Annotated in this window: 7 protein-coding genes; 6 read left to right on the forward strand and 1 reads right to left on the reverse strand. The window is 60.8% G+C overall.

The window, feature by feature from the left end; genetic code table 11:
* The 6 genes from JaAD80_RS25420 to JaAD80_RS25445 form a co-directional block, all read left to right on the forward strand.
* Positions 1 to 401, forward strand: a 401-nt coding sequence (locus tag JaAD80_RS25420) for a citrate/2-methylcitrate synthase (RefSeq protein WP_308410645.1), incomplete at its 5' end; no start/stop codon positions are given.
* 68 nt (positions 402 to 469) lie between these two features.
* Entirely contained in the window at positions 470 to 1,249 is a 780-nt protein-coding gene (locus JaAD80_RS25425) for a TatD family hydrolase (protein ID WP_102298710.1), read from the forward strand.
* 19 nt (positions 1,250 to 1,268) lie between these two features.
* Positions 1,269 to 1,916 (forward strand): ankyrin repeat domain-containing protein, encoded by a 648-nt coding sequence (locus tag JaAD80_RS25430; RefSeq protein ID WP_258003175.1) that lies wholly within the window; start codon positions 1,269 to 1,271, stop codon positions 1,914 to 1,916.
* Positions 1,917 to 2,170: 254 nt separating this feature from the next.
* Positions 2,171 to 3,094, forward strand: a complete 924-nt coding sequence (locus tag JaAD80_RS25435) for a methyltransferase domain-containing protein (RefSeq protein WP_102298713.1) — start codon at positions 2,171 to 2,173, stop codon at positions 3,092 to 3,094.
* A gap of 100 nt (positions 3,095 to 3,194) precedes the next feature.
* Positions 3,195 to 3,443 (forward strand): hypothetical protein, encoded by a 249-nt coding sequence (locus JaAD80_RS25440; protein ID WP_034784592.1) that lies wholly within the window; start codon positions 3,195 to 3,197, stop codon positions 3,441 to 3,443.
* Between the two features lie 151 nt (positions 3,444 to 3,594).
* Positions 3,595 to 3,792 carry a hypothetical protein gene (locus tag JaAD80_RS25445; protein WP_071323562.1) on the forward strand — a complete coding sequence of 66 codons (198 nt, stop codon included), beginning with the start codon at positions 3,595 to 3,597 and terminating at the stop codon, positions 3,790 to 3,792.
* A gap of 59 nt (positions 3,793 to 3,851) precedes the next feature.
* Here JaAD80_RS25445 and JaAD80_RS25450 read toward each other — a convergent pair.
* Positions 3,852 to 4,736, reverse strand: an 885-nt coding sequence (locus JaAD80_RS25450; RefSeq protein ID WP_102298715.1) for a phospholipase A, incomplete at its 5' end; no start/stop codon positions are given.

Below are 4,736 nucleotides of genomic sequence, written 5' to 3' on the forward strand. Positions count from 1 at the left end.
CGCTGGACTCGCCCCGGCCAGGCGACGCCATCGCCGCTTTTTATCAGGCCATCGCGCCCGAGCTTGCCGGCCTGGACCATCCGCTGTATCCGCACGGTGATCCGCGCGCGGCTTACCTGCTGGCGCGCCTGGCGCCGATGGCGCAGCACGCGCCGCGGCTGGCCGCCATACTGGCCGTGTGCGCCACGGCAAGCGAGTTGCTCGACGCCCGGCCGAATGCGGACCTGGCCTTGGCCGCGATGGAGCTGGCATTCGGCTGGCCGGAAGGGGCCGGCAGCAGCCTGTTTGCCCTGGCCCGGGCGGCCGGCTGGATCGCCCACGCGGCCGAGCAGGCCGGCAGCGGCGCCATGATACGGCCGCGTGCCCGCTATGTGGGCCGGGCGTACCGGGAAGAAGCCTGATCTGGCAGGGCTGTTGCCTGCGCCATCGGCCCTGCCAGTTTTCTCCCGCTCCGGTACAATCCCGCCTTATGTATATCGATTCCCATTGCCATATCAATTTCCCCGAGCTGGCTGCTCGCATGCCCGAGATCCTCGCCAAGATGGCGGAGAACAAGGTAACCCACGCGCTGTGCGTTTCCGTCGACTTGCCGGACTTCCCGCAGGTGCTGGCCCTGGCCGAGCAGTATCCGCATATTTTCGCCTCCGTCGGCGTGCATCCCGATTACGAGGATACGCCTGAGCCGTCAGTGGAAGACCTGGTGCGCCTGGCCAACCATCCGAAGATCATCGCCATCGGCGAGACCGGCCTCGACTATTTCCGCCTGACGGGCGACCTGGAGTGGCAGCGCGAGCGTTTCCGTACTCACATCAAAGCATCAAGAATCACACGCAAGCCCTTGATTATTCACACACGGGCGGCCAGCGAAGACACCATCCGCATCATGCGCGAAGAGGGCGCGGGCGTGGCCGATGGCGGCGTGGCCGGCGTCATGCATTGCTTTACGGAATCGCTGGAAGTGGCGCGCGCCGCCATCGATATGGGTTTTTATATTTCGTTTTCCGGCATCGTCACTTTCAAGAGCGCCAAGGATCTGCAAGCCGTGGCGCTGGAAGTGCCGCTCGAGCGCATCCTGATCGAGACGGATTCGCCGTATCTGGCCCCCGTGCCGTTCCGCGGCCGCATGAACGAGCCCGGCTATGTTGCCCACGTGGCGGAATACCTGTCGACCCTGAAAGGTATCCCGCTGGACCAGGTGGCGCGCCAGACGACGGATAATTTCTTCAAGCTATTCAATCAGTTGCCGTAATTACTTAAGGTCATACATGATGAAAAAACTCGCGCTGGCAGCCTTGTTGTGCTGGGCTGCGGCCAGCCAGGCGGCGCCGGAAGCGGATGCCTTCTTCCGCGCCGTGTCGGTAAACAATGACGGCGGCGTGCGCAGCATGCTGGCGCAGGGCATGAATCCGAACGTGCCGGACGCGCAGCGCGGCGACATTCCGCTCGTGCTGGCCTTGCGCGACGATGCGGACAAGGTCTTCGGCGTCTTGCTGGCGACGCCCGGCATCGACCTGGAAGCGCGCTCGGCCAATGGCAATACGGCGCTGATGATGGCGGCCTACAAACACAAGCTCGATGCCGTCAACGCCTTGCTGGCCAAGGGCGCGAAGGTCAACCAGAGCGGCTGGACGGCGCTGCACTATGCGGCCTCGGCTGGCGACTTGCCCATCATGAAGATTCTGTTGGACCGCGATGCCGTAGTCGATGCGCGCGCGCCGACGAATATCACGCCGCTGATGTTTGCCGCCCGCGAAGGGCAGGAAGGCGCCGTCAAGCTGCTGCTGTCGTGGGGCGCCGATACCGGCCTGAAGAGCGACCATGGCTGGACGGCTATCCAGTTTGCCCAGGCGGCCGACAAGCCCGGCGTGGTGGCCATCATCACTGCGGCGCAGCAGGCCCGCGCCGCCCGCAAGTAGACTTTCCAGCAATACTTTCCATGCCAGCGCTCAAACTGGCATGGAATTGCCTCTCACCTCAGCCCTTTGTTCCCGCTCCCGATTCACGATAATGATCGTGTCGCATTAATCAGGAGATATCTCGCATGGGCAATCACACCAACGTCAGGCGCCGGCTGTATTGTCGCCGCCCCTCGCGCAGCCCGTGCGATATCACTGCTTTCTGGAATGACAAAACCGATCGGCCATCGGAGCCAGACTCCAAGAGGACAGACATGCTGAATGAACGAGAAATCGAAAGTTGTTACCTGGGGCAATTTATCCCCGTCCATTACCATCACAATATGCTGATGGACCAGAACCGCATGCATGGGTTCAAGTCGGCGATCGATTACGCGGTGAAACCCGGCATGAAGGTGCTGGAGCTGGGTGGCGGCACGGGCGTGCTGTCGTGGTTTGCGGCCGCGCGCGCCGACAAGGTGTGGTGCGTGGAGTTCAATCCGGACATGGTCAAGGAAGCGCGCAAGATGCTGGCGCTCAATCCCAACGGTGAAAAAGTCGAAGTGGTCCACGCGGACGCCTTTGAATACCTGCCGCCCGAGCCCGTCGATGTGGTCATCTGCGAAATGATCCATGTCGGCATGCTGCGCGAAAAGCAGGTGGAAGTGATCGAGTCGTTCAAGCGCCGCTACCTGGCCCGCTTCGGCGGCCCGCTGCCTATCTTCCTGCCCGAGGCCGTCATCATGGCCGTGCAGCCGATGCAGCAGGAATACGATTTCGAAGGCTTTTATGCGCCCATCGTGCAATTCCAGGAAACCACGGCCATTCACCCTGGCGTGCAGGAACTGGCGCCGCCGTCCGTCTACAGCATCATCGATTTCAACCAGCCGACGGACAGCGTGTTCGGCTTTGACGGCAAGTTTGTTGTCGAGCGCAGCGGCACCCTGAATGCCTTGCGCTTTGTCACGAAGAACATCCTGGCCGTGGTGCCCGAGCGTTCGACCACCATCGACTGGCTGAACCACTACATGTGCCTGCCATTGGCCGCGCCGGTGGCAGTGAAGGCCGGCGACGTGCTGCAAGTGAGCTTCCAGTACCGCGCCGGCGGCTCGATTCCTTCGCTGGAAGCGTCGATCCGCGCGCAGGTGATCTATGACGTGACTCTGCAGCCTGTTACGCAGAACGCCGTCTACGCCTGAGTGTCATTAACGTAAAGGCAACGCCGCAGCGATTTCGTCCTGCGGCGTTGGTCCATTCAGGGTATATTTCGTCTTTTACCCACTGGACAGCTTTATTATCATGGAACAGATCGATCAGCGTTACCTCGTGCAACAGAACAAAATCAGCGACGGCGAGACCCGGCCGCCCGTGTTTGCCAAGGTAATGCGCAGCAAGGAAGGCGTGTTTGAAGGCGTGTCCTTCATCAAGTCGAAGGACAAGGCGACCGTCATGACCATCGAGGACGCCAACCAGGCCATCAAATGGGCCACCAGCAAGAAGCCGAATGCGCACGAATATATCACCAAGGTGATTTGCGTCGGCCAGTAAGCTCCGTTCATTCCCGTTTTTGCACCGTTCATCCCCGTAGCACGCAGTTCATCGCACGACCGTTGCTGCCGTTGCTGCGCTTTAATATAGTGCTCTCACGGTAGCGGGGCAAGCACGGCTTGTTCCGCACATTTTATTCTGGGGGAACGACATGCTGGGATTCGTGCTGTGGCTGTTATTGCTGATGCTGTGCTGGCCACTGGCCTTGCTGGCGCTCGTGCTCTATCCGCTGGCCTGGCTGTTGCTGCTGCCGTTCCGCCTGATCGGCATCGGTGTGGAAGGCGTCTTTGAACTGCTGCGCGCCATCGTCATGCTGCCGGCCAGAGTGCTGGGCGGCGGCCGGCGCTAAACGTACTGTCTGCATAAAAAATGGCGCCCTGGGCGCCATTTTTGTTTGTATGACAGTAATTACAGATCGACCATGAAACCGGCACCGATCGATTTTTGCGAATAGTTGTAATCGATCAAGCTCTGGCCATAGCCGGAGAACAGCTGCAGATAGCCCTTCAGGTTGGCCTTGAGCGGAAACGCCCAGCTTGCCTGCATGGAGCCATGCTTCTTGCTGAAGTTGCGGCGCGCCGTCACTGCGTACTCATGGCCCTTGTTGCGATAGCTCAAGCGCAAATCGCCGTGCCCCATGTAATCGATGATGTCGATATTGTCATTGTCGGTCTTGCCATTGTCGAGGCGGTGCCAGACACGGGCCGTGACGGCCAGATTGTCCTTCTCCATGCCCAGCTCCGCATACACGCGGTTCCAGCTGCGCGACAGGGTCGACGTCTGGCCGTTCGACTGGTGCACCAGGCCCAGGTTCAGGTAATTGAATTCCACGCCAGCGAAATTCTTGTTGATCGGCATGACCAGCATGAGTTCGGGCTGATAGTTCGTTTCGCGGAAGGGGCTGGACGCCTTGCGGTTATACGCCTGCCAAAAACTTTGCTGCGTGTAGCCGAACCACATGTCGATCGGCGTGCCGGCGATATCTTCCATCAACTTCATCTTGAAGCTCAGTTGGAAGGTCAGTTCCACGTGCTGGCTCTTGACGCCGCCTGGCGTGAAATCCTGGAACGGCTCGTCGTTGGACGCGTCGCTGTAATTGGCCAGCAGCAGATACGTGTCGCGGTGCGGACGGAAGTTGAACAGGCCGCGCTTCGATGCATCGTTGAGCTCCCACGATTGCTGGGTACGCGAAATGGGCGCTTCGGGCGGTGCCGCGCCAGCCTGGGCGATGGCCGGAATGGCGGCGTTGACGGCTTCCGGCGTGGCCACGCCGGGCGGGCTGACGGGCGTGAT

Origin of the sequence: Janthinobacterium sp. AD80, from assembly GCF_002878455.1 — a bacterium.
GTDB lineage: Bacteria > Pseudomonadota > Gammaproteobacteria > Burkholderiales > Burkholderiaceae_D > Janthinobacterium.